The sequence below is a fragment of the Streptomyces sp. NPDC092952 genome, assembly GCF_044754785.1.
Taxonomy (GTDB): Bacteria; Actinomycetota; Actinomycetes; order Streptomycetales; family Streptomycetaceae; genus Streptomyces.
In genome coordinates this window covers 533372-556169 of sequence record NZ_JBIVPT010000002.1, presented here as the reverse complement: position 1 = coordinate 556169, position 22798 = coordinate 533372, and the positions used below count along the sequence as shown (strand labels likewise).

21 protein-coding genes are annotated in these 22798 nt (G+C 73.7%); 10 read left to right on the top strand and 11 right to left on the bottom strand.

The window, feature by feature from the left end; all coding sequences use genetic code 11:
- Positions 1-17: 17 nt before the first annotated feature.
- Positions 18-896 carry a bile acid:sodium symporter family protein gene (locus tag ACIQGQ_RS06390; RefSeq protein ID WP_402391383.1) on the top strand — a complete coding sequence of 293 codons (879 nt, stop codon included), beginning with the start codon at positions 18-20 and terminating at the stop codon, positions 894-896.
- Positions 897-1032: 136 nt separating this feature from the next.
- Positions 1033-1632, top strand: a complete 600-nt coding sequence (locus ACIQGQ_RS06385; protein WP_402391380.1) for a DUF6058 family natural product biosynthesis protein — start codon at positions 1033-1035, stop codon at positions 1630-1632.
- A 49-nt stretch (positions 1633-1681) separates the two neighbouring features.
- Here ACIQGQ_RS06385 and ACIQGQ_RS06380 read toward each other — a convergent pair whose 3' ends face one another.
- Both ACIQGQ_RS06380 and ACIQGQ_RS06375 read right to left on the bottom strand, forming a co-directional pair.
- Positions 1682-2497, bottom strand: coding sequence for a sugar phosphate isomerase/epimerase family protein (locus ACIQGQ_RS06380; protein WP_402391377.1), 816 nt, complete (start codon positions 2495-2497; stop codon positions 1682-1684).
- A 164-nt stretch (positions 2498-2661) separates the two neighbouring features.
- The gene (locus tag ACIQGQ_RS06375) at positions 2662-3402 is read right to left on the bottom strand and encodes a class I SAM-dependent methyltransferase (RefSeq protein WP_402391375.1); all 741 of its coding nucleotides are present in this window, start codon (positions 3400-3402) and stop codon (positions 2662-2664) included.
- Positions 3403-3716: 314 nt separating this feature from the next.
- On the opposite strand from ACIQGQ_RS06375, the gene ACIQGQ_RS06370 reads away from it, so the two are divergent.
- The gene (locus ACIQGQ_RS06370; protein ID WP_402391373.1) at positions 3717-4355 is read left to right on the top strand and encodes a hypothetical protein; all 639 of its coding nucleotides are present in this window, start codon (positions 3717-3719) and stop codon (positions 4353-4355) included.
- A 141-nt stretch (positions 4356-4496) separates the two neighbouring features.
- Here the strand turns inward: ACIQGQ_RS06370 and ACIQGQ_RS06365 are convergent, their stop codons facing one another.
- From ACIQGQ_RS06365 to ACIQGQ_RS06355, 3 genes are all read right to left on the bottom strand, one after another.
- Complete coding sequence (locus ACIQGQ_RS06365; RefSeq protein WP_402391371.1) at positions 4497-5126, bottom strand: DUF4253 domain-containing protein; 630 nt, start codon at positions 5124-5126, stop codon at positions 4497-4499.
- Between the two features lie 141 nt (positions 5127-5267).
- Positions 5268-5789, bottom strand: a complete 522-nt coding sequence (locus ACIQGQ_RS06360; protein ID WP_402391368.1) for a hypothetical protein — start codon at positions 5787-5789, stop codon at positions 5268-5270.
- Positions 5790-5833: 44 nt separating this feature from the next.
- Positions 5834-6295, bottom strand: a complete 462-nt coding sequence (locus ACIQGQ_RS06355; protein WP_402391366.1) for an Lrp/AsnC family transcriptional regulator — start codon at positions 6293-6295, stop codon at positions 5834-5836.
- Between the two features lie 93 nt (positions 6296-6388).
- On the opposite strand from ACIQGQ_RS06355, the gene ACIQGQ_RS06350 reads away from it, so the two are divergent.
- The gene (locus tag ACIQGQ_RS06350; RefSeq protein WP_402391363.1) at positions 6389-6886 is read left to right on the top strand and encodes a rhodanese-like domain-containing protein; all 498 of its coding nucleotides are present in this window, start codon (positions 6389-6391) and stop codon (positions 6884-6886) included.
- A gap of 30 nt (positions 6887-6916) precedes the next feature.
- Here the strand turns inward: ACIQGQ_RS06350 and ACIQGQ_RS06345 are convergent, their stop codons facing one another.
- Positions 6917-7174, bottom strand: a complete 258-nt coding sequence (locus ACIQGQ_RS06345) for a DUF6221 family protein (RefSeq protein ID WP_402391360.1) — start codon at positions 7172-7174, stop codon at positions 6917-6919.
- A gap of 242 nt (positions 7175-7416) precedes the next feature.
- Between ACIQGQ_RS06345 and ACIQGQ_RS06340 the strand changes: the two genes are divergently transcribed.
- On the top strand, positions 7417-8784 hold the full coding sequence (locus ACIQGQ_RS06340; RefSeq protein WP_402391358.1) for a hypothetical protein: 1368 nt from the start codon (positions 7417-7419) through the stop codon (positions 8782-8784).
- 60 nt (positions 8785-8844) lie between these two features.
- On the opposite strand, the gene ACIQGQ_RS06335 is transcribed toward ACIQGQ_RS06340, so the two are convergent.
- The 3 genes from ACIQGQ_RS06335 to ACIQGQ_RS06325 all read right to left on the bottom strand — a co-directional run bounded on the left by ACIQGQ_RS06335 (position 8845) and on the right by ACIQGQ_RS06325 (position 15183).
- Positions 8845-11772, bottom strand: a complete 2928-nt coding sequence (locus ACIQGQ_RS06335) for an AAA family ATPase (protein ID WP_402391356.1) — start codon at positions 11770-11772, stop codon at positions 8845-8847.
- 84 nt (positions 11773-11856) lie between these two features.
- Positions 11857-12045: a hypothetical protein gene (locus tag ACIQGQ_RS06330; RefSeq protein ID WP_402391353.1), complete on the bottom strand. Its 189-nt coding sequence runs from the start codon at positions 12043-12045 to the stop codon at positions 11857-11859.
- 117 nt (positions 12046-12162) lie between these two features.
- Positions 12163-15183, bottom strand: a complete 3021-nt coding sequence (locus tag ACIQGQ_RS06325) for a type 2 lanthipeptide synthetase LanM family protein (protein WP_402391350.1) — start codon at positions 15181-15183, stop codon at positions 12163-12165.
- A gap of 303 nt (positions 15184-15486) precedes the next feature.
- On the opposite strand from ACIQGQ_RS06325, the gene ACIQGQ_RS06320 reads away from it, so the two are divergent.
- Positions 15487-15993, top strand: coding sequence for a hypothetical protein (locus tag ACIQGQ_RS06320; protein WP_402391348.1), 507 nt, complete (start codon positions 15487-15489; stop codon positions 15991-15993).
- Between the two features lie 92 nt (positions 15994-16085).
- Here the strand turns inward: ACIQGQ_RS06320 and ACIQGQ_RS06315 are convergent, their stop codons facing one another.
- Positions 16086-17012: an NADP-dependent oxidoreductase gene (locus tag ACIQGQ_RS06315; protein ID WP_402391345.1), complete on the bottom strand. Its 927-nt coding sequence runs from the start codon at positions 17010-17012 to the stop codon at positions 16086-16088.
- A gap of 82 nt (positions 17013-17094) precedes the next feature.
- The gene (locus tag ACIQGQ_RS06310; RefSeq protein WP_402391342.1) at positions 17095-18168 is read right to left on the bottom strand and encodes a LacI family DNA-binding transcriptional regulator; all 1074 of its coding nucleotides are present in this window, start codon (positions 18166-18168) and stop codon (positions 17095-17097) included.
- 123 nt (positions 18169-18291) lie between these two features.
- Here ACIQGQ_RS06310 and ACIQGQ_RS06305 point away from each other — a divergent pair, with 123 nt between their 5' ends.
- From ACIQGQ_RS06305 to ACIQGQ_RS06290, 4 genes are all read left to right on the top strand, one after another.
- On the top strand, positions 18292-19443 hold the full coding sequence (locus tag ACIQGQ_RS06305; RefSeq protein ID WP_402391339.1) for a Gfo/Idh/MocA family protein: 1152 nt from the start codon (positions 18292-18294) through the stop codon (positions 19441-19443).
- 187 nt (positions 19444-19630) lie between these two features.
- Positions 19631-20773 (top strand): dihydrodipicolinate synthase family protein, encoded by a 1143-nt coding sequence (locus tag ACIQGQ_RS06300; RefSeq protein ID WP_402391337.1) that lies wholly within the window; start codon positions 19631-19633, stop codon positions 20771-20773.
- Complete coding sequence (locus ACIQGQ_RS06295; protein WP_402391334.1) at positions 20770-21597, top strand: sugar phosphate isomerase/epimerase family protein; 828 nt, start codon at positions 20770-20772, stop codon at positions 21595-21597. Before ACIQGQ_RS06300 ends, ACIQGQ_RS06295 begins: the two co-directional genes overlap by 4 nt.
- Positions 21598-21993: 396 nt before the next feature.
- Positions 21994-22740, top strand: coding sequence for an alpha/beta hydrolase (locus tag ACIQGQ_RS06290; protein WP_402391989.1), 747 nt, complete (start codon positions 21994-21996; stop codon positions 22738-22740).
- Positions 22741-22798 lie beyond the last annotated feature (58 nt).

Here is a 22798-nt window from a genome sequence, read left to right as displayed (position 1 = left end):
CGGGGCGGACAAGGACCATGGGCACCCTGCATCTCGTTCTCAACGCCGTCACGGTGATCTTCATCGCGGCCACCATGTTCGCCGCCGGGCTGCGGGCCACCGTACCGGCGCTGCGCGGCGTCCTCGCCGACGTTCCGCTGCTCTCGCTGGCGCTGGTCGCCAACATGGCCGTCGTCCCGCTGCTCGGCTGGGGCATCGGCGCACTGCTCGGCCTCCCCCCGGCCGCCTTCATCGCCCTCGTCCTGATCGCCTCGTCCCCGGGCGGCCCCTTCGGAGCGAAGCTGGCGACCGTACAGCAGGGGGACGTCGTCGCGGGCGCGGCGATGCAGGTGCTGCTCGCCTCCCTCGGCAGCCTCACCTTCGCCCCCACCGCCAACGCCGTCCTCAAGGCCGCCGACATCGGCACCACGGTCTCCCTCGAGGTCGGTGCGCTGGTGCGGACGGTGGCACTCCTGCAGCTCGTCCCCTTCGCCGTCGGGCTGCTCCTGCGCCGCTACGCCGAACCCACCGCCCGGTCCTGGCACCCCGCGGCGGCCTCCGTCTCCAACATCACCTTCCTGATCGTGCTGACGGGCATGCTGCTCGGCAACTGGCGCGACGTCGTCGGCCTCTTCGGCTCACTCGCGCTCCTCGCCGGCTTCCTGCTCGGCATCCTCGCCTTCGCCGCGGGAACACTGCTGGCCAGCGGCTCCGCCAGACGCCGCACCACCATGGGCGGCGTCGCCTCGGTACGCAACGCCGGTCCAGCGCTTGCCGCCATCGGTCTCGCCTTCGGTGACCAGCCCGCTGTCCTGGGCGCCCTCGCCGCGATCCTTCTCAGCGGCCTGGCGGCGGCCCTCCCGGTCTCCGCGCTGCTCAGCAGGCGCAGGAAAGCCCCGGACACGGCCGCCCCCTGACCGGACCGCGTCGGGGCGGGGCGTCCTCGTGCCGCCGCGGCCTCCATCGACGGTTCGGTGAGTGCCGAACCGTCCGGTCGGTAGCGTGCCGAGTCCTGTGCGGGAGGTCCGCGCAGGTGGAAACGGAGGCTGCCCGATGCCGGAGACGGACCTGAAGCAGCGGATCGGCGAGCGGTTCCGCGAGGTCAACGGCGACCATCCGATGACCGGGGCCGATGACGCGTATGCCAGCGCGCGGTTCGTCGCCCTGGAGAAGCTGTGCGCGGTCCGTGGCCGCGACGCCGACGAGGTCCGGCGGCTGATGCTGGGGCGGCGGCTGCCGCTCCCGGGGTATCTGCGGTCCGACGGCGCCGAGATGGTGCCGGGCGACCTGTTCGCCCTCGCCGATGAGGCCGGCGGCGTGGAACTGCTCGAAGCGTGGTTCACCGCGCACTGGGCCGACCCGGTCGCCGGGAAGGCGGAGTGGGACGCGTATCTCAGCGGGCAGTACGTGTGCCTGCACTCGGTGACCCCGGCCGCCATCCGGCGCAAGGACCACCTGACGGCCGCGATCAGCGCCTCGGAGGACGAGCCGGACGCCGGTTCGGTGCCGTGGTTCGAGCGGCTGCACGCGCTGGTCGACGAACTCGACGTACTGGAACCGGAGTTCACGGCCTACGACCGGCTTCGGTTCGGCGGGCCCACGTCCCGGGACACCTGCATCGACGCCGTGCGCGCCCGCTTCCCGCGCCCGTGACCGCGGGAGCGTGCGCGGCCGGGAGCGGGCGCGGGCCCGGGGGCGGGGGCTACCGCGCCGCCCGCAGCAGGTACTCCCGGCCCGCGGCCAGCAGGTCCGGCAGTTCCGCGGCGTGCGGGTGCCAGCGCTTCTCGTACTCCCAGCAGACCCAGCCGTCCGGGCCGTCCGGGGCGACCGGGCTGTCCGGGGCGACCGTGTCCAGGGTGGCCAGGCAGGCCGTCAGCGGCAGGACACCGGTGCCCAGGGGCAGGGGAGTGGTGTCCTGGGCCGAGGCGATGTCCTTGACCTGTACGTAGCCCAGATGCGGGGCCAGCACGGCGTGGCTGGCGACCGGTTCCTCGCCGGCCAGCCAGGTGTGCATGACGTCCCAGAGCGCGCCGACCGAGCCGTGCCCGACGGTGCCGACGACCCGGGCCACGTCGACTCCGGCCCGGTGCGAGTCGTGGGTCTCCAGCAGGACGCGTACGCCCCGGTCGGCGGCGTGCGGGGCGGCGGCGGCCAGGCGGCGGGCGGCGTTGGCGTCGGCCTCGGGGGCGGGCAGGCCGCCGCCGCCCGGGAAGACCCGGACGTTCGCCGCGCCCAGGTCGTGCGCCAGGTCGATCAGCCCGGCCAGCTCCGCCAGCACCGGTGCGTCGGGGCCCTCGGCGGCGGCCCGCACGTACCCGGCGACGGTCAGGATCTCCACGCCGCCCTTGCCGAACTCCTCGGCCACGGCGTCCCGTTCGTCCTTCGAGAGGCCCGGGTGCACCGGCTCCTCCGGGTGGGCGCGCAGCTCCACCCCCTGATAGCCGTGGTCGGCGGCGAGCCGGACGACATCGGCTACCGGCATCCCGGGCACTCCGAGGGTCGAGAAAGCGAGCTTCACGTGGTGGTCCTTCCGGCGTGGTCCGGCCGCCCATCCGGCCCGCGCTCAGCAGGCTCCCGGAGCGGCCGTTCCAGACTATCCAGCACCCCCGGCCGGTCCGCGCCTTGCCGGGGCCGCGCCACCCGCCCGGCGGCCGCGCCCGCCCGCGTGGAAGACCGTGACGCCTACGGTTTGTGGGTCACCCAGAGCGATTCCGCCGGCCAGCGGTGTGCCCAGTCGGGCGGGTCGGTCCGGTTGTAGCCGTTGGCCGTTCCGGGGTCGGGCCGGGGCTCGATGAGGTCGTCGATGACGAGACCCGCGCCGCGCAGGACCCTGATCCAGTCGCCGTAGGTGAGCTGGTAGCTGACCGCGCCGTGGCCTTCGTCGATGGCGTCCAGCCCGAAGTAGTCCTGGCGCAGCGTCGTGGTCGCGCGGCTGGTGGCTTCGTCGTAGCAGGCTTCGAACCAGGGGCTGGCGATGTTGAACACCAGGCGCCCACCGGGGCGCAGGACGCGCGCGGCCTGCGGGACGGCCAGGTGCGGGGGCGCCCAGCTGAGCCCGCCGTAGTCGCAGAACACCAGGTCGAAGCTGTCGGCGGCGAACGGGAGGCGTTCGGCTGCGCCCTGCACCAGCGGGTAGCGGGCCGCTCCCATCGCGCGGGCCGCCGCGGTGAGCTGGGCCTCGGACAGGTCGAGCCCGACCACGACGGCGCCCTCGGCGGCGAGTGCCCTGGACCACTGGCCGGCGCCGCAGCCGAGTTCGAGGACGCGCCTGCCGGTGACGTCGCCCAGGGCCCGCAGCTGCGCGTCGGGGATGGCGTACGTGCCCCACAGCCGGGGCGCCGCGCCGATCTGCGGGTCGTGCTCGCGCTGGTAGGAGCCGCTGATTCGATTCCAGAACCGCCGGTTGGCGGAGACGCTGTCCACCCGCCGACTCAAGCACCGCCCGCCGGGACGGTCAACACGATTGCGCCGCGACCGGGAGGGCTCCCCGGTTCACGGGTGCCCTGACCGACTGAGCCGGTGGGCCGGTGGGCCGGTGGGGCCACGGCACCAGATGGTGTCTGCGCAGGCGCGAGGAGAACGACTCACCCCTCCCTTTCCACTCTCTGTGAACCGCCGAGCGAAGACAAGACTGCAATTTTTGCCGCCGAACCAGGAAGCTCGTTCCCGAGCGGAGGACTGCGCCGCTCTCCAACGGGAGGACATTCATGTCGGAGGTCTGGGATCCACACGGCAGCTTGCAACGCGCGTTGTGGATCGGCGGCGCACAGTGGTCCGGCAAGACCACCGTTGCCGAACTCCTCGCAGAAAAGTACGGACTGACGGCGTACCACTACGACTACCACGATGCCCGCGGCCACCAGGATCGCCGGATCGCGCGTCGTCTCGCCCTGGGGGAGCCCGTGGAAGATCCCACCCCCGACCACGTCTGGCTGGACCGGAGCCCGGAGGAGATGGCTGCCGAGACGCTGACCGGCTTCCCGGTCCGCTTCGAGTGGGCGTTGGACGACCTGCGCGCACTGTTCACCGCCAGGCCGGCGATTGCCGAGGGGTGGGGGCTGCGGCCGGAGCTGGTCGCACCGCTGCTCGACTCACCCCGGCGCATGGTCGTCCTCGTCCCCACCGAGGACTTCCGCCGGCACCAGATCCGGACCCTTCCGCGCGCGGGAAATCTCAACGTCCCCGTCACCGACCCGGCCCGCTCCCAGGCCAACCGTCTCGCCCGTGACCGGTTGGTCGCCGAGGACGCGGCGCGGCACGCCCGCCGCCTCGGCATCCGCGTCATCGAAGTCGACGGGACACTCGACGCGGTGGCCGTGGCTGCGGAGGTCGCCGAGCATTTCGCCCCCTACCTCGGCGCGGCGACGGCCGCCTGATCGCTCGGCCCAGGGGGGCGTCGGGCTGGTGACCGCGAGGTTCTGGGAGCGGTCGTCCTCGTGGATACCTCGGGTCGTACGCGGTCCGCCATCGACTCATTGCCGCATCGCCGTATCGCCGCATCGTCGGGAAGAGCACTCTCAATCCCACCAAAGCCGCCACTCGTGACGCCGCATGAGCTCTTCGTGGTACGTGGACCAGTCCAGGTCGGGGTCCTCATGGAAGACGTCCGGACAGCAGAGGTAGTGCTCCACGGCGAGGACACGGGCCTGGCGGGCGTCCGTCGGCCGAGCAGCAACCGAGAGGTACAGGCTTCCGTGTCCGAAGCCCACGACGCGGACACCGAACCGGTGCTCCCAGGAGCGCAGCACTGCCGACAGTTCCTGAGCCGTCATGTGATTCGTCATGCCCAGCCAGCCGAGGGCAGCGGGTGCGTCAGCGCCCCGCGCGACCTGGACGAGTGCGAGGCACTGGGCTCGGCCGTCGCGGGCGACGGCAGTTGCCACTTCCCCCGCGCACACGTCGGCGTCCGCCACCACCGGGGCGGGCGCGGCGAGACCGGGCCACTCCTTGAAGGGCGGCCACGAGTCTTCCGTCCACTCGCTCCGGAAGTACGAGCCGGCGTCGGCGTCAGCCCCGTAGCCACCACCCACCGGCTTGAACGAGTCGTCGGGGTATTCGAGCAACAGCGGGTAGAGGCCGGTCTCACGACGACGTGCGTGCAACCGCTTCCACCGGTCGGCCGCGTCCTTGACCGGGCCGTCGCTCATCCACACCACTGGATGCGGACGACGGCACGGACCTATCAGCCTGCCAGGTGGCAAGTCGTCCAGCAGCTGCCTGAGAAGGTCACTCGCAAGTTCGGGCACAACCGGAATCTACGCGGCACCTCCGACAGTCATCAGGACTGTCTAGGACCTGCCCCGACTGCCGGGATACGCCGGGTCGTCGGTGATCCGCACGTCCTGGGGCGCATTCCGGGGGAAGGTCCAGATGCGGCCGGCGGTGCTGATCGCGGTCAACGAGGTGTCGTCCAGGGTGACGGCGTTGAACGGATCGGACCAGTTGGAGACGGCGAGCCACTCCAGGGTGCCCTCGTCGTCGTCCCGGGCCAGCGCGACCCAGCCGATGGAGCCGTGGTGGGCGGATTCTCCCGCCCAGGCGCGGTCCCCCTCGTGCACGTGGGTGGCGAGGGCGGAGTCGATCTCCACCCAGCTGTCGGTGCTCCACTCGGTGGCGCGCAGCTTCTCGGTCCAGTACCAGCTCTCGGCCCGCGGATCGTCGGGCCGGTCGGGCGGGCGCATGCGCAGCAGGTCCATCACGACGAGGGAGCCGTCGGCGAACACGATGAAGTCCCCGTCGGGCGCCTCCCGGTCGCGCCACCGCCGGTGTACCTGCCGGGCCATGGACGGCGTCGTGGCCGGATCGTTCATGCGCGGCATTGTGGCACGGGGCGCTGCGCGGGGGCCGAGGGCGGTCAGGGCCGCCGGGCGATCGTCGTGACCGCGCGGCTGGGCAGCGGGCTGGAGTAGACGACGCTGGTCGTGACGGAGCCGAGTCCGGCGATGCGGCCCGTCGTCGTCTCCAGGTGCCGCATGGAGCGGGCGAGGACCTTCAGTACGAAGCAGTCCTCGCCGGTCACGTGGTGCGCCTCCACGATCTCGGGGGTGGCCGCCAACAGGTCCTGGAACGGTTTGTAGTTGCCCGTGGGGTAGCGGAGGCGGACGAAGGCCAGGATGCCGAGCCCCAGCCGTTCCGGGTCGACCACCGCGGAGTAGCCGCGGATCGCCCCGCTCTCCTCCAGCCGCCGCAGCCGCTCGGTGACGGCGCTGGGCGACATGGACACGGTCCGCGCCAGCTCGGCGTAGCTGGCCCGGCCGTCCTGCTGGAGGGCCTCCAGGATGCGGATGTCGGTCTCGTCGAGGGAATCAGCGGTCATGGGCGATGAATACCACGGGATCCCTGGCCATCCCCAGGAACGGCCGGGGATCTTCGGTTCCGGTCCCCGGTCACCCCGCATAGCGTTTTTCTCATGAACACAACCACGCCCCGTACCGCCCCGAGCCCCGCCCCGAGCCCCGCCCTGAGCGTGCCGCCCGCATCCCCGGCCGAGGCCGCCGCCTTCTTCGCCGCCCGGCTCGCCTTCCAGGCGGACGTCTCGGACGTCCGGGCCTCGCTCGACGCCGGTGACCCGGGCTTCGTCCTCGTCGACTCGCGCGGGGCCGCCGCCTGGGCGCAGGGCCGGGTGCCGGGCGCCGTCCACCTGCCCACCGCCGACATCCCGGACCGGGCCCGGGAGCTGCTCGACCCGGCGGTGCCGGTCATCACCTACTGCTGGGGGCCGGGCTGCGACGGGGCCACCCGCGCGGCGCTCGCCCTCGCCCGGCTCGGCTACCGGGTCAAGGAGATGATCGGCGGCATCGAGTACTGGATCCGCGAGGGCTTCCCCGTCGAGACCCCGGCCGGCACCGAGCGGCGCGAAGCGGACCCGCTGACCGCCCCGGTCGGCTCCGTCAGCTGCGCCTGCTGACCGGCGGCCGGGCGGCCGGGCGGCCGGACCTCAGGGCCGCCACGCCTCGCGGTAGTCCGGATGCTCCGCGTAGGACTGGGCGAGCACACGGAGCGCGTGGTCGAGCCCGGTGCGGCGCGGGTCCGTGGGATCCATGGCCGCGCGTTCCCGTACGAGCAGGTCGAGCAGGTCGAGCATCGGCAGGTGACTGTCGAGGAGGGCCTCGCCGCCGAAGCGGCCGACCACCTCGGCGTAGGCGTGGTTGTCCGCCTCGTACCGGGCGTGGATGAACGTCAGGAGGTCGTTCACGAACTGTTCCCCATCCTTACGGTGGTGGTTTCCGGACCGGCGGCCGGGTGGAAGGTCCACCGTCCCATCGTCCACGAGGCGGACCGCGCGGTGGTCAACCCGGGTGTGCCCCGAGCGAGTTCATGGCCCGCCGGACCGGGGACCGGCGGGCCGGAAAACCGGGGCGCTGCGGGCCCTGTCGTGTGATGATCATTTCGGTGCGCCGGGGCCGCCGGTGCTCCATCACACCCTTGGGGGTAGCAATGAGCCTGTTCTCCGGACGCCCGGTACGACTCAGATCCGGTGCCGCCGCTGTGGTGGCGGCCGGTCTGCTGACCGTCGGCCTCGCCGTGCCCGCGTTCGCGGACGACGACCCGCCGCAGACCGACCAGTTGTGGATCAACGAAACGCCCGAGCAGACGCTTCCGCTCGGCATCGACGGCGGTCAGCCGCAGTCCCGCACGGTCGACGTCGGCCTCTCCCACGACAACGACAACTTCACGGTGACCGACGGCAGGCTCACCGTCGACGTCTCCGGTCTCGCCGGGGTCGCCGAGGTCACCTGGCCCGACAACTGCACGCCGAGCGGGACGACCGCGGTGTGCGACGTCCCCGTGGTGCCCGTGATCGGGGACGGCTACCACCGGCAGGTGTCCCTGACGGTGCGCGCGGCCGACGGCGCCGAGGTCGGCGCGCGGGGCAGGATCACCTACGAGGCGACGGCGACCGGCGGGCCCGACGGCACGCTCACCGCCCCGCACGACAGCTTCGACACCACGCTCACCGTCGGGTCCGGGCCCGACCTCGCCCTCGCCCCGGTCCCCGCCGTCGAGAAGGGCCTGCCCGGCGACGAGCGGACGATCCCGTTCAAGGTCACCAACAACGGCAACGAGACCGCGCACGGGTTCACCGTCACCCTGTCCGCCTCGTACGGTCTGACGGACCTGACCCGGTACGACGCCTGCACCTACACCACGACGGACGGCACCGACTACGCGCCGTTCACCCACGCCTCCTGCACGTTCGACCAGGCGCTGGCGCCGGGCGACTCCTTCGAGCTGCCCGAGCCGCTGACGGTGCGGCTCGCCCCGCACGCGATGAGCGAGCGGCTGGACATCAACGTCCAGCCGGGTGGCGGCGCCCAGGACACCGACTCCGGGGACAACTACACGATCGTCGCCATCGGCGCCGAGAACACCGCGGACTTCTCCGTGACCGGTGACGCCGTCTCCGGCGCCGCGGGCGAGACGCGCACCGCCGAACTCACCTTCAAGAACAACGGCCCGGCCTGGCTCGGCAACCTCGGCTCCGGAGACCCGGTCGCCTCGGTCCGGCTGATCGTGCCCCAGGGCACCACGGTCACCGGCGCACCGTCCGGCTGCTACCCCCACACCCTCACCGGCGGCTACTACCCGAACCGGACGGGCGCCCCGCGCTACGACTGCGACCTGCGGTACTGGGCGCTGGAGGACACGCAGCGCACCTTCGCGTTCTCCGTCCGCATCGACACCGTGGTGCCCGGCGCGACCGGTGCCGTGAGCATCCACCCCGCCTACGGCGAATTCGGCACGTACCCCTTCGACTTCGACCCGGACCTCGCGAACAACACGGCCGTGCTGGCCGTCAACTGACCGTCCGTGGGGGCGGGGCGGCCGACCCCGCCCCCACGCACCCGGGCGGCGGTCCGGGAGTCAGTCCCATTCGGCCGCGCACTCGGCGGAGAACGCGCAGAGGGACGCCCGGTCGGGGCGTCCCGTCTTGCTCAGCAGGCTCGCCATGTGCTTCTCCACCGTGCGCGGCGAGATCGACAGCCGCCGGGCGATCTGCTGGTTGCCCGGCCGCTCCGCCAGCAGGACGAAGACCTCGTACTCGCGCGGCGTCACCCCGTTCGTCCGAAGCAGGGCGGGGATCCGGTCCCAGCCGCCCCGGTGCTGGCCCACGCTGGCCCCCGCCTGGCGCAGCGCCGCCCGGCACGCGGCGGCGACCGGCTGGATGCCCGCACCGTAGAAGTGCTCCTCCGTCGTCCGCAGCCAGCCCACCGGCTCGCCCCAGCCCTCGTCCAGCGCCGCCCCGGCGACCAGCCGCAGCCCCAGATGGCGGGCGAGCGGAAAGGCGGCGGCCTCGTCGAAGGCCGAACCGATCGTCTCCACCGCCAGCTCCGTCCGGCCCGCCCGGCCGTGCAGGACGCCCTCGGCCAGCCGCAGGAACAACTGGTTCCAGGCCAGGTCCGCGCCGGGGCTCGCCAGGATCGCGTTCAGCTCCGCCCGGCCGCCCAGCCCGCCCCGCCGCTCGATGATCCGCAGCAGCGGGCGCAGCCCGTAACGCCCGCTCAGATAGAAGAAGCTGGGATGCTCGCGCTCCCAGGCCAGCGAGGAGTCCAGCGCCTCCAGCGCACTCTCCCGGTCCTCCTCCAGCAGCGCCGCGAACGCCCGGCAGAGCCCCAGTTGCAGCGGTACGAGCAGGGACTCCTCACCGCCCGCCCGGCGGAACCGGGCCAGCGCCCGGTCCAGGTCCCGTCTTCGGCCCCGGTGCGCGGCCAGCGTCGCCGAGGCGAGCAGCAGATAGCGGTGCGCCCCCAGATTGCGGACCCGGGCGCTGGCCGCCACCGACCGCTCGATGATCGCGTGCGCCCCGTCCCACTCGCCGCGCATCACCGCGTTCATGGCGAGCAGCCCGTCCACGGTCTGCGTCGGCACCAGCGCACCGAGCGACTGGGCGGCGGTCCGGGCCGTCTCCAGCCGGACCGGGTCGCCGGTCCGCATGAACGTGTTGGCGCCGAGCCGGACCAGCGCCTCCACCCGCCACACCGGCAGGGCGTGCTGCTCGGAGACCGCGAGCATCCGCTCCAGGCACGCGTCGGCCTCGTCGAAACCGCGCTCCCGGGCCAGCAGCGCCAGCAACTGCCAGGCCTGGCAGGCGACCACGGGCAGGCTCCGCTCCTCCGCGACGGCGGCGGCCCGGCGCGCGGCCTCCTGCGCCCGCTCCTGCCGCCCGTCGCCCGCCCGGCCGGGCAGCAGGGCCAGGTGCCCCTCCACCACGTCGAGCGCCGCCGCCGGCTCGGGCCCGACCGCCGCGCCGAACATGGACCGCGCGGTACGGATCTGCCCGGCCGCCTCGTCGACCCGCTCCGCCATCACCGCCGCCCAGGCGATCCGGACATGGGCCTCGCCGCGCTGCTCGGCGGCGTCGGAGCACGGCGGCACCGGGGGCAGCTCCGCGGTCAGCGACAGGGCCGTGTCCAGCTCACCGGCCTCCGCGTGGGCGATCGCCAGGGACTCCGTGATGGAGCGCAGATCGCCCTCGTCGGCGAGCGCGCGGGCCCGCTCCAGCAGCGTCACCGCCGAACCGGACGCGCCCGCGGCCAGCATCCGCCGCCCGACCCCGGCGAACTGCCGGGCGGCACCGTGCCGGTCGCCCCCGACCAGTTGCAGCGTCGCCATCAGCTGCCGCTGCTCGTCGCCGAGCCGGTTCTCCACCCCGGCCAGGGCCAGGGCCGCCCGGCGCGCCGTCGCCGCCCGCTCCGCCGGGGCCAGCGACGCCACCAGGGCCTCGGCGGTCAGTGTGTGCCGGAAGGTGTAGCGGTCGGGGTCCGCCCCGTCGGGGGCGATGATGTTGGCCTCCACGGCGGCGCGCAGATGGCTGAAGAGCGTACGGTCGTCGAAGCCGGTGACGATCTGGAGCACGGTCACGGAGAACTGGCTGCCCAACGTCGCGGCGCACAGCAGCAGTTCGCGTACCGGCTCGTCGAACCGGTCCAGCCGTCGCGACCAGCTGCGCACCACCCCGGTCGGTACCGAGGCGTCCGGGTTGGCGTGCTCCTCCCACCGGTCGTCGGTCCGGCGCAGCTGCCCCGAGTCCAGCAGATCGGCGAGGAGTACCTCCACCAGGTACGGATTGCCGCCCGCCCGGTCCGCCAGCCGCTCGTGGGTGGCCGGCGGCACCTCGTCCGGGCGGGCCTCCAGGCAGGAGGCGATCATCTCCCGTACCTCCGGGTCGCCGAGCGGGGCCAGCTCCCGCACCGTGGCGACCTGCCGCTGCTCCGCCGAGCGCACCAGGTCCAGCGCGGCGCCGGGCTCCGGGCGCAGTGTCCCCAGCAGCAGGACCGGCAGGTCCGCCACGTTGTCGATGACGTACTCGACCACCGCGATGGTCTCGGTGTCGGAGTCGTGCAGGTCCTCCAGCAGGATCACGCAGCCGTGCTCCTGGCCGAGAACCGACAGCAGCCGCAGCAGCGCCTCGGCCAGCTCGACCACCGTCTCCGGATATCCGGGCGCCGAGCCCTGGCGCCACTCCGGCACCAGCCGGGCCAGTGCCGGACGGTACGGGTCCAGTTCCGGGTCGGTGGGGGTGCCGGCCGCCCGGAACCGGGACGACAACGCCTCGATCAGCGGGCGGAACGGCACCACGAGCCCCGTCGACGTGGCCCGGCCGCGCAGCACCGGCATGCCCCGCTCGTACGCCCGGTAGGCACACTCGCCGGCCAGTCGGGACTTGCCGATGCCCGCCTCCCCGACGAAGAGGACGGCCCGGCCCGAACCCCGCGACGCGGCGTACAGGGCGTTGCTCAGCAGGTCGGTCTCAGCGACACGCCCGGCAATCACCGACGAAGTGGCACGCATGTGCGCAGGCTACTTGAGTCGACGACTACCGGGCAGCGTGTCAAGTCGCTTGATCTCAAACGGAATTGGCCGAAATTCAGGTTCTCAGTTCCAGGTCATCGTGGTCCAGGGCAGGTCCCCGGTCATGTCGCCCACGGTGTCGGTGGCGCCGAGGATTCTGCTCCGCAGTCCGAGCCGGCCGCCCGCGCCCAGAGCTATGCCGCCCACGGGGTGCTCGTTGCCGGCGTCGTCGAGCTCGACGGAGCGGAAGGCGGAAGCTTCGTTGGTCTGCATGGTCTGCCTCTTCTCATCTTGTGGGAGGTTGGTGGTGCGTGAGTGGTGCGTGAGTGGTACCCGGGTGGTGCGTGAGTGGTGCGATGGGGGATGAACGGGTTGCGGGGGAGGGTCGGCTCACGGCCCCGCGAGGAGAAGCACCGACGGCACCCGGTCGGGGAACCCGGCCCGCAGCAGCCCGTGCCCGATCCCCGCGAGCCCGGTCAGCAGCCCCGGATGCGGTACCTGGCCGGGCGTCCCGCACCGCGGCTCCGTACGGTCGGCCGCCGCGAGCAGCGCCCCGGCCCGCTCCACCCAGCGGGTGCGGGCCCCGGCCGGTTCGCCCAGGCGCAGCAGTTCGAGGACGCCGAGCTCGCCGTGGCACAGGCTGTCGTCCGGTGGCGGCGCGGCCTCGGCGATGTCCGCCGCGGCCCGGTGCGCCCAGCCGGACAGCTCCGGGTCGGCGCGGGCCGCCGGGCTGTCCAGCACCGCCAGCGCCACGCCCGTCCGCCCCCGGCACCAGGAGGCACTCCGGTCCACCGCCCAGGTCGCGGCCCGCAGCGCGGCGAGCCCCGAGGCGCGGTACGGTTCGCCGCCGCCCGCCCCGGCGAACCGCAGCAGCGCCCAGCCGACCCCGGCGGACCCGTCGGCGAAGCCGGGCGCCTCGGGCAGCGGTGCCCCGCGCAGCGTCCCGGCACAGCGCTCCGCCGCCCGCCACACGTCGTCCCGGCCGGTGATCCGGTACCCGGTGAGCAGCGCGGCGAGCCCGCCGGCGGTGCCCGCACGGACCCCGCGCTCCTGTTCGGCGGCGGCCGCCGCACCCGTCAACCGCAGTGCGGGCGCCACCAGTTCGGCGAGGCGCGGGTCGTCCAGGATGTCCGAGACCTGGGCGAGCGCGTACGCGATCCCGCCGATTCCGGCGAAGGCGCCCGAGCCCACCGCGCCCAGGTCGTCCGGGCGGGTGCGCAGCAGGTCCAGCAGCCCGGCGAGCGGGGCGAGCGCGGCCCGGGCGGCGGTGGCGTACCGGTCCGCCCCGGTGAGCGCGGCGAGCTGGGCCAGGAAGCACGCCGTACCGGTGTAGCCGCCCGCCAGGTCGGCGGCCATCGGCGTCAGCCGCCAGTACCGCTCGTCGAGCAGCTCCAGGCCGATCCAGTTCAGCCGGGCCCCGCCCGCGTACCCCTGGGAGACCAGCTCGTCGCCGACCGACCGGGCCGCCGCGAGCAGTTGCTCCGGCTCCGGGGCGGTCGCGGCGGTACGGGCCCGGCGCGGGCCGGGGCGCGACACATGGGCGGGCTCGCGCGAGGTGGTCACCATCGCGGCCCGGATGATCCGTTCCTGGTCGTGCCGGTCCACCGTGTCCATCGCCGCGAGCTTCGCCCGGACCAGGTCGAGGCCGGTGTCCGCGAGGGTGCCGGGCAGCAGCCGGCCGGTCCCGCTCCACAGGTCGGCGCGCTCGGGCAGGGCGGTGAAGAGGGGGACGTCGCCCGCCCACAGCTGGGCGATCTCCTCGTCGAGGAGGCCGGGCAGTGCGGCGGAGCCCAGGGTGCCGGAGCCGAGGAGGGCGAGCACCCGCTGGCGTTCGGCGGCGTCCTTCATCAGGTCCGGGTGGGTCGACTCGTCCAGCAGCGAGGCGTAGATCCAGGTGGGGCGCGCCACCACCCGCACCTCGTCATGGGCGAAGCGGTCCAACGGGCCGCCGGGACGCAGGAGTTCGTCCCGGGCCCGCATGAGCGCGGTGTACCCGGCGCGGAACCCGGCGCACAGGGCGCGGGTGAAGGCGGACGGGTCGGCGGGCGTCCTGGTCAGCCGGGGCCGGTTCGCGGAGCCGTCGATCCGGCCCGCCCGGCGCACCAGCCGCATCCGGTCGGTCCCCGCGTCGGCCCAGTCGACACCGCACACCGGGGACTCGGCCGCCTGCCCGCCGCCGATCCCGGACATGTCGAGCGCCGACTCGTCGCCGACGAGCAGCTGCGGCAGCAGCCCCACCCGGTGCACCGAACCGTGCAGGGCGCGGGCCGCCGGATCGTCCGAGGCGGCAACGGGCAGCGGCGGGTGGAACAGCGTCTCCACGTCGACGAGGACCGGGTACTCGCCGTCCGCGATCAGGTTCTCGTGGTGCAGATCGGTGCCGTCCAGCACGTGCAGCAGGGCCAGCAGCGCGCCCTGGCGCCGGTAGAAGGCGTCGACCTGGCGGGCCGCGTGGCAGGGCCGCTCCGCGACGAACTCCACCCAGCCGTACGGGCCCCGGTCCAGCAGGGCGAGCGCGCGCAGCCCGGGGGTGCCGGGCAGGGTGTTGAACCACTGGACCAGCTCGTTGAAGTGCCGGTGCGCGGCGAGCGGGCGCGGCTTGTAGACGAGCCGGGCACCGTTCTCGAACCGGAGCAGCATCACCGTCCGCCCGCCCCGGTGGCCGTCCCCGGCGCCGGGTTCGACGCCCACCAGCCGGCTCTCCTCGGCCGTCGCGCCCCAGGGCGCGCGGACACCGGGCAGCGAGGACCGGTCGGCGGTGTACCGGACGAGCATCTCGGCGAGCGCGGCGGCGGCGTCGAGCGCGGTGCGGGCCAGGATCCGGGCCAGTACGGGGTACCCGGCGCAGAGCGCGGCCAGCCCGGACCGGGCTCCGGTGCGCCGCAGGAAGTCGGTGAACCGCGCCTCGGGGCCGTCCCCGGTCAGCCGCCCCTCGCGCCGCGCCGTGTGCAGCTCCAGGACCAGGGTGCGGGCGGCCTGGCGGGCGAGGCGCCGGGAGAGGTGGCGCTCGAAGTCGGCCCGCACGGCGTCCAGATCGGCCCACCGGTCCAGCCGCCGGGGCAGCCCGTCCCGTAACCGCCGTGCCGCGTGGGCGGTGAACGGGGCCACCACGTGCTCGAAGCCGCGCAGCCCCGACAGGTCCTCCCGGTCGCCGATCGCCACCCGCTCGGGCGCCTCCGCGACCGCCTCCTCGACGAACACCGCCCAGTCCGGGGCCTGTTCGGGTGCCGGACCGCTGTCCGCCGGTAAGGCGTCGGTCAGCGCGGGGCGCCACCACGGGCCGTCGGCCGACATCGTTCCCGGCAGTCCGGACGGGGCGGCGGAGGGGACCGCCGGCCCGGCCGGGCATGACGCGGAAGCGACGCGGGGCCGCTCGTCGCCGCCCGCACGGATCTTCTGGATCTTCGCCATCGCACCTCCTCGGTCCGGCGCCGGCACCACCGGTTTCGCCGCGACCCATACTTCCGGCGCGGCCCTGGGGGTGCATGGGGGCAACACCCCCATCTTTCTTTCCCCGCCCCGAACGGTGCCCGGGGCCCTTGTCCGCCCGCTCGCCGGTCGCCCAGACTGGCGGGCGGATCGCGGCAACGAGGCTGCCGCGGACGGGACTTGAAAGACCAGAGCTCGAACGGACAGAGCTCGAACGGCCAGGACTTGAGCGGCCGGAACGTGGACGGCCGGGACTTGGGCGGCCGGGACTTCGACGGGGGATTGATGGTCAGGGAAGCCGAACGCGCGCTGGGCGCATTCGTCCGCAACCACACGACGGACAACGGGCGCCGCGGACGCATCGCGGTCGTCGCGCTGCTGCTGGGCCTGGTCGCCCTGGGCATCGCCATCCCGGTGACCTTCGCCGTCTTCGACCAGAACGGCACGGGCACGGAGGTCGCCGGACTGCTGTGGGGCGCCGCGCTCATCGGCGTCTACGGCGGGGTCTCCAGCGGCCTGCGGACCCTGCGACGGCACGGCGAGATCTTCGTCCTGCGCGAACAGGGCCTGGTCTACAAGCGGACCGGGGAGACCCGGGTGCTGCCCTGGACGGAGATCCTCGGCGCGGTCGACCGGGGGCAGAACCACGCCCTGGGACGGCTCATGGGCTGGGACGTCCACCTCGTCATCCGGCCCCGGGAGGGCGGCCGGCTGCTGCTGACCGGCTACACCGAGGACGCGGCCCGGCTCTCCGGCGAGATCCGGGCCGCGGTGGCGGCCGCCGCGCGGTAGCAAGGGCGCTCGGCACCGGCCAGGACGGGCCGGACGCGAAGAGCTCCGCCGTGTGACGTCCCGGGGGCGCCCCGCCGCGCGGTGCGGCGGTGTCAGCCCGGCAGGACGATCAGCTTGCCGCGGACATGGCCGCCGGCGCTCTCCCGGTGCGCGTCGGCCACCCGGGACAGCGGGTACGTCCCTGCCACGGACACGTCGAGATCGCCGCTCAGGACCAGCGCGGCCGCCCGTTCGAGCCGCTCACGGACCGCGTCGGGCCCGGCGAACGCGAAGCGCACCCCGTGCTCCGCCGCCCGGTGGTCGGCGATGGTGACCACACGCGCCGGCCCGCCGGCCAGCTCGACGAGGGCGGCCAGCGAGCCCTTCCCGGCGGCGTCGAACGCCGCGTCGACCCCCTGCGCCGCCACGGCCCGTACCCGCTCGGCGAAGCCCTCGCCGTAGGCCACCGGCTCGGCGCCCAGGGAACGCAGATACGCGTGGTTCCGCTCGCTCGCCGTACCGATCACGCGCGCGCCGAGCTGCCGGGCGAGCTGCACGGCCACGGACCCGACGCCACCGGCGGCCCCGTCCACCACCAGGGTCTCCCCGGACTTCACCCCGAGGTCGTCCAGCACCTGGTACGCCGTGTTGACGGCCACCGGCAGCCCGGCCGCCACCTCCCAGGACACCCCCTCGGGCTTCCGCGCGAGCTGCGCCGCCGGGGCCAGGGCGAATTCCGCGCAACCGCCGGAGCCAATCGAGCCGAACACCGCGTCACCCGCCGCGAATCCGGTCACGTCCGCGCCCACCGCCGCCACCACACCGGCGACGTCACCACCGGGAACGAAGGGGAACTCCACCGGCATCATCTCCGCGACGGCCCCGCTGCGCAGCCGCCAGTCCAGCGGGTTGACCCCGGCGGCACGGACCTCCACCAGCACCTGCCCGGGGCCGGGGCGGGGAACCTCGCGGTCCACCACGCGTAAGACCTCGGGGCCGCCGTACTCCGCGAACTCCACGGCGCGATACGTCCTCGTCATGCTCGAACCTCCGTACACGTAGTCCATACGAGGTCGAACAGTATCCGTGACGCTGTGTCAATTGCCCGACCGACGCGGGTCGTTACCGCTGTCCCACCCGGGGCGGCGCCGTCGAGCCGCGCACCATCAGCTCCGCCGCGATCGTCTCGACGCCCCCGGTCGGAGGGTTCTCCTTGCCCATCGCCAGCCGCCCCGCCCGCGCGCCCGCCTCGAACAGCGGCAGCCGTACGGTGGTCAGCGCCGGGACCGCGTCCACCGAGAACGGCAGGTCGTCGAAGCCCGCCACCGAGACGTCCCCGGGGATGCTCAGCCCCCGGTCCCGGAGTGCCGCGCACGCGCCCAGCGCCACCGTGTCGTTGGCGGCGACGACCGCCGTCACCTCCGGTTCGCGGCGCAGGAGTTCGAGCGTGGCGTCGTAGCCGGAGCCCCGGTCGTACGGGCCGTGCACGGTCAGCCGGTCCTCGTCGCCGCCGAGCCCTGCCGCCCGCATCGCGTCCCGGTGGCCCTCCAGGCGGTGCCGGGTCGTCGTCCGCTCCAGGGGGCCCGCGACATAGCCGATGCGGCGGTGGCCGAGGGAGAGGAGGTGTTCGGTCAGGCGCCGGCCGCCGCCCCGGTTGTCGAAGGCGAGCGCCGCGACGACCGCCGAGCCGTCCGGCAGCGGGGGACGCCCGCACAGCACGACCCGGGTGCCCGCGTCCGCGAGCCGGACCAGCTTGGCGGCGACGGCGGCCTGGTGCTCCGGGTCCTCCACCGCGCCGCCGGTCAGCACGACGGCGGCGGCGCGCTGGCGCTGGAGCAGGGTGAGGTAGGTCAGCTCGCGCTCGGGGGAGCCGCCGGTGTTGCAGACCACCGCAAGCTTCTCGCCGCCCGCCCGGCCGGAACCGTCCCCCGGCCCGCCGATCTCGGTCTGCGCGGCCCCCGCCATGATCCCGAAGAACGGGTCCGCGATGTCGTTGACGAGGATGCCGACCAGGTCGGAGGTGGCCGCCGCCAGCGAGCTGGCCGGGCCGTTGAGCACGTAGTCCAGCTCGTCCACCGCGCGCAGCACCCGCTCCCGGGTGGCGGTCGCCACCGGGTAGTTGCCGTTCAGCACCCGCGAGACCGTGGCCGGTGACACCCGGGCGCGGGCCGCCACATCCGCCAGGGTGACCGTCATCGCTCTCCTCCGATGTTTCGGGCCGGGCCCTCTTGTCCGCGCCGCTGTCGGCAGGCTAGCGTCACCTCGCATAGAAAGCGCTTGCTACGACGGGCCGGCGCCGACGAGGGTGGAGGAAGTTTCGTGACACGCAGGACAGTGCGCATCGCCATGAACGGCGTCACGGGTCGCATGGGATACCGGCAGCACCTGGTGCGCTCGATCCTCGCGATCCGCGAGCAGGGCGGCCTCGACCTCGGCAACGGGGACGTGCTGTGGCCGGAGCCGGTGCTCGTCGGCCGCCGCGCCCACGCGCTGGAGGAGCTGGCCCGGAAGCACGGCCTGACCGAGTGGTCCACCGACCTCGACGCCGTCCTCGCCGACGACAGCATCGACATCTACTTCGACGCCCAGGTCACCTCGGCCCGGGTGGACGCGATCAAGAAGGCGATCGCCGCCGGCAAGCACATCTACACCGAGAAGCCCACCGCCACCGATGTCGAGGGCGCCCTGGAGCTGGCCCGGATCGCCCGGGACGCGGGCATCAAGCACGGCGTCGTCCAGGACAAGATCTTCCTGCCCGGCCTGCTCAAGCTGAAGCGCCTCATCGACGGCGGCTTCTTCGGCGAGATCCTCTCCGTGCGCGGCGAGTTCGGCTACTGGGTCTTCGAGGGCGACTGGCAGGAGGCGCAGCGCCCCTCGTGGAACTACCGCGCGGAGGACGGCGGCGGCATCGTCGTCGACATGTTCCCGCACTGGGAGTACGTGCTCCACGAGCTGTTCGGCCGGGTCACCACCGTCCAGGCGCACGTCCAGACGCACATCCCGCAGCGTTGGGACGAGCAGGGCAAGCCGTACGCCGCCACCGCCGACGACGCCGCGTACGGGGTCTTCCAGCTGGCGGGCGGCGCCGTCGCCCAGATCAACTCCTCCTGGGCGGTCCGCGTCAACCGCGACGAACTGGTCGAGTTCCAGGTCGACGGCACGCACGGCTCCGCCGTCGCCGGGCTGCGCAACTGCCGCGTCCAGCACCGCTCCGCCACCCCCAAGCCGGTCTGGAACCCCGACCTCCCGGTCACCGAGTCCTTCCGCGACCAGTGGCAGGAGGTCCCCGACAACGCGGTCTTCGACAACGGCTTCAAGGCGCAGTGGGAGCTCTTCCTGCGCCACGTCGTCCTCGACGAGCCCTACAGCTGGGACCTGATGGCCGGTGCGCGCGGTGTGCAGCTCGCGGAGCTGGGCCTGAAGTCCCACGCCGAGGGCCGCCGCCTCGACGTCCCGGAACTCTCCCTCTGAGGACGTCCCTCCGAGGACGTTCCCTTGGGGACGTCCCTGTGACGACGTCTCCGTGACGACGTCCCTCCCGGGCGGCTGTCCCGGCGCAGTCCCGCGACAGCCGCCCGCCCCTCGTCCCGAAGCCCGGAACCGCCCCGGGACGACTCGTCCCCCGCCTTCCGCACCGCGCACCGGAGCTGATCCGCGTATGACCATCCACCTCCCGCAGGGCCCGTACGAGCCCCGCACCACCCCGCTCGACCTGGCCCCCGGCGGCAGCCCGCTCGCCTCGCGCACGGTCTTCTCCGCCGCCCACGTCGTCGCCGACCCGTACGCCGACGTCAGCCCGGACTCCCCGGCCGCCGTCGACTGGGACGCCACCCTCGCCTTCCGCCGCCACCTCTGGTCGCACGGCCTCGGCGTCGCCGAGGCGATGGACACCGCCCAGCGCGGCATGGGCCTCGACTGGGCCGGGGCCGCCGAGCTGATCCGCCGCTCCGCCGCCGAGGCGAAGGCGGTCGGCGGCCGCATCGCCTGCGGCGTCGGCACCGACCAGCTCACCGGACCCGCCACCCTCGCCGAGGTGCGCGCCGCGTACGAGGAGCAGCTCGCACTCGTCGAGGAGAGCGGCGCCCAGGCCATCCTGATGGCCTCCCGCGCCCTCGCCGCCGTCGCGAACGGCCCCGAGGACTACCTGGAGACCTACGCCCACCTGCTGCGCCAGGCCACCGAACCGGTCGTCCTGCACTGGCTGGGCCCGATGTTCGACCCCGCGCTCGACGGCTACTGGGGCTCCACCGACCTCGACGCCGCCACCGACACCTTCCTGAAGGTCATCGCCGAGCATCCGGACAAGGTCGACGGCATCAAGATCTCCCTCCTGGACGCCGAGCGCGAGATCGACGTACGCCGCCGCCTCCCCGCCGGGGTTCGCTGCTACACCGGCGACGACTTCAACTACCCCGAGCTGATCGCCGGCGACGACCAGGGCTTCAGCCACGCCCTGCTCGGCATCTTCGACCCGCTGGGCCCGCTGGCCGCCCACGCCGTCCGGGTACTGGACACCGGCGACGTCCAGGGCTTCCGGGACCTCCTCGACCCCACGGTCGAGCTCTCCCGCCACCTCTTCCAGGCTCCCACCCGCTTCTACAAGACGGGCGTGGTGTTCCTCGCCTGGCTGGCCGGGCACCAGGACCACTTCACCATGGTCGGCGGCCTCCAGTCCGCCCGCTCGCTGCCGCACCTGGCGAAGGCGTACGAACTCGCCGACCGGCTGGGCCTGTTCCCCGACCCGGAGCTGGCCGAGTCCCGGATGCGCGCCCTTCTCACGGTCAACGGAGGTACCCGATGAGCGACGGCCGTCTCTCCATCAACCAGGAGACCATCAAGCAGTGGTCGCTGCCCGAGCTGGCCGAGGGCTGCGCCGAGGCGGGCATCGACAAGGTCGGCCTGTGGCGCGGCCCCGTCCAGGAGTACGGCGTCGAGCGCACCGCCGCCCTCCTCGCCGACCACGGACTCACCGTCACCAGCCTCTGCCGGGGCGGCTTCTTCACCGCCGTCGACGAGGCGGAGCGCGCCCGCGCCCTGGACGACAACCGCGCCGCGATCGACGAGGCGGCGGCCCTGTCCACCGACACCCTGGTCCTGGTCTCCGGCGGCCTCCCCGCCGGGGACAAGGACCTGCACGGCGCCCGGGAACGCGTCGCGGACGCCCTGGCCGTACTCGCCCCGTACGCGGCCGAGCGCGGCGTACGCCTCGCCATCGAACCGCTGCACCCGATGTTCGCCTCGGACCGCTGCGTCGTCTCCACGCTCGGCCAGGCCCTCGACCTCGCCGAACGCTTCCCGGCCGAACAGGTCGGCGTGGTCGTCGACACGTACCACATCTGGTGGGACGACCAGGCCCCCGCCCAGATCGCCCGGGCGGGCGCGGGCGGCCGCATCCACTCCTTCCAGCTCGCCGACTGGATCACCCCGCTCCCGGCGGGCGTCCTGCTCGGCCGGGGCCAGATCGGCGACGGCTCGGTGGACTTCCGCGCCTTCCGCTCGGCGGTCGAGGCAACCGGCTTCGACGGCCCGATCGAGGTGGAGATCTTCAACGAGGCCCTCTGGGCCCGCGACGGCGCCGAAGTCCTCGCGGAGGTGGCCGCCCGCTACGCGGAACACGCCTGCTGACACCGTTCCCCGGCCGGTCTCTTGCCCCGAAGGCAAAGAGATCGTCAAGGAGCCCGGTCCTGTACAACCGTTCCGCCCCCGCCCCGGTCATAAGTTGCGTCGGGTGCTTCCGGGGAGGGATCTGGGGGGATCTGGGAAGCCCTGACGGTGGGGGAAAACGAGGGGGGTCCGGTCATACGACCGGGCCCCATTTCGTTCTGCCTGTGCACGGAAGATACCGGTTGGCGGACCGCCGGGCCCCCTGCTACGGTCCCGGAGGCCGTGCAGGAGAACAAGGAGGTGGTACCCGTGAACGCAGTATCGACATGGGTGCTCCCCTCCGGAGTCATGGTCGGACGGTAGAAGAACGTCCGGGAGCGCCGTTCACGAGCACTCCCGAAAGGCACGACCGTGCATCTGGACTTCACTTCCGAACAGCGTCCCGACGGCCACGTCCTCGAACGCGAATTCACCCTCGGCGAGATCCCCGGCATCCTGTGGACGCCCGCGGCCGCCTCCCCTTCCGCACCGGTGCCGCTGATCCTCGTCAGCCCCCCGCCCCTCGGGCTGCCCAGGGTGCGCCCCCGGCTGGCCGGCCGTGCCCGGCACTACGCGGCGGAGTACGGCTTCGCCTCGGCCACCCTCGAACTCCCCGGCAGCGGCGACCGGCCCCGCTGGGACGCCCTCGAACAGGCCCGCGCCGACCTGCGCCGGGCGGTGCGGGCCGGTGAGCCGGTCGGCGACGAGACCGTCGACGCCCTCATCCTCCCGCTCGTCGAGAAGGCCGTACCGGAATGGCGGGCCGCCCTCGACGCCCTCCTCGCCCTGCCCGGCATCGACGGCCCGGTCGGGTACGAAGGGGGAGTCATCTCCCTCGGCATCCGGCTGGCCGCGGTCGAGCCGCGCATCGCGGCCGCCGGGCTCTTCGCCGGGAGCTTCGTGCCCGCCGCCATGTACGAGGAGGCCCGCCGGGTCACCGTTCCGCTGCAGGTCCTGCTGCAGTGGGACGACGAGGGGAACGACCGGCAGGCCTCCCTGGACCTGTTCGACGCCTTCGGATCCGAGGAGAAGACCCTGCACGCCAACATGGGCGGTCACACCGGTGTCCCGCAGTTCGAGGTGGACGCCGGAGCCCGGTTCTTCGCCCGGCACCTGAAGCGGTAGCACTGACGGGGAAGTCGCCGTCCGTGTCGTCGCCGTCCGTGCCGCTCGGCGCGGACGG

Bases quoted from the DNA above. Each gene is read 5' to 3' on its own strand.
- ACIQGQ_RS06390 (WP_402391383.1), top strand. From the start codon at position 18: ATGGGCACCCTGCATCTCGTTCTCAACGCCGTCACGGTGATCTTCATC.
- ACIQGQ_RS06385 (WP_402391380.1), top strand. From the start codon at position 1,033: ATGCCGGAGACGGACCTGAAGCAGCGGATCGGCGAGCGGTTCCGCGAG.
- ACIQGQ_RS06365 (WP_402391371.1), bottom strand. From the start codon at position 5,126: ATGAGCGACGGCCCGGTCAAGGACGCGGCCGACCGGTGGAAGCGGTTG.
- ACIQGQ_RS06360 (WP_402391368.1), bottom strand. From the start codon at position 5,789: ATGAACGATCCGGCCACGACGCCGTCCATGGCCCGGCAGGTACACCGG.
- ACIQGQ_RS06355 (WP_402391366.1), bottom strand. From the start codon at position 6,295: ATGACCGCTGATTCCCTCGACGAGACCGACATCCGCATCCTGGAGGCC.
- ACIQGQ_RS06350 (WP_402391363.1), top strand. From the start codon at position 6,389: ATGAACACAACCACGCCCCGTACCGCCCCGAGCCCCGCCCCGAGCCCC.
- ACIQGQ_RS06340 (WP_402391358.1), top strand. From the start codon at position 7,417: ATGAGCCTGTTCTCCGGACGCCCGGTACGACTCAGATCCGGTGCCGCC.
- ACIQGQ_RS06335 (WP_402391356.1), bottom strand. From the start codon at position 11,772: ATGCGTGCCACTTCGTCGGTGATTGCCGGGCGTGTCGCTGAGACCGAC.
- ACIQGQ_RS06330 (WP_402391353.1), bottom strand. From the start codon at position 12,045: ATGCAGACCAACGAAGCTTCCGCCTTCCGCTCCGTCGAGCTCGACGAC.
- ACIQGQ_RS06325 (WP_402391350.1), bottom strand. From the start codon at position 15,183: ATGGCGAAGATCCAGAAGATCCGTGCGGGCGGCGACGAGCGGCCCCGC.
- ACIQGQ_RS06320 (WP_402391348.1), top strand. From the start codon at position 15,487: ATGGTCAGGGAAGCCGAACGCGCGCTGGGCGCATTCGTCCGCAACCAC.
- ACIQGQ_RS06315 (WP_402391345.1), bottom strand. From the start codon at position 17,012: ATGACGAGGACGTATCGCGCCGTGGAGTTCGCGGAGTACGGCGGCCCC.
- ACIQGQ_RS06310 (WP_402391342.1), bottom strand. From the start codon at position 18,168: ATGACGGTCACCCTGGCGGATGTGGCGGCCCGCGCCCGGGTGTCACCG.
- ACIQGQ_RS06300 (WP_402391337.1), top strand. From the start codon at position 19,631: ATGACCATCCACCTCCCGCAGGGCCCGTACGAGCCCCGCACCACCCCG.
- ACIQGQ_RS06295 (WP_402391334.1), top strand. From the start codon at position 20,770: ATGAGCGACGGCCGTCTCTCCATCAACCAGGAGACCATCAAGCAGTGG.